At 29.3% G+C, this 348-nt stretch carries 1 pseudogene; it reads right to left on the bottom strand.

From position 1 onward, the window contains the following. Positions 1-298 (bottom strand): annotated as a pseudogene (locus RI68_RS03030) (hypothetical protein); the annotation flags it as partial. Between the last annotated feature and the right edge of the window lie 50 nt (positions 299-348).

Raw genomic sequence — 348 nt, 5'->3', positions numbered from 1 at the left:
AAGGGTTAATAGTTGTTTTCGTTATTTCTTTTTCTTGTTGACTTAAGGTTTTAAATTCGAAAGAATTCATAAATCCTTCTATTCTTTGAATCGCTTCATGAAAGGATTTAATTTGACGGATAGCCATATAAACATCAATAATATCGTAATTTTTACAACATTTCCAACAATGAATTTTGTTAGTAGAAGTTAAATGACAACAAGTGGGGTTTTGTCCTTGATGGACGGGGCAAGGGAAACGATATTTGGGGTTGAATTTTGGTGGTATTATATTTAATTTTTTTAATAAAACTGACATGGGGAAATGAGTTTGGATGTATTTTATTTTATCTTGATAATTCATTGAGT

It is taken from the genome of Vaccinium witches'-broom phytoplasma str. VAC (assembly GCF_000309405.1).
GTDB lineage: Bacteria > Bacillota_I > Bacilli_A > Acholeplasmatales > Acholeplasmataceae > Phytoplasma.
This window is presented reverse-complemented; position numbering and strand designations above follow the sequence as displayed.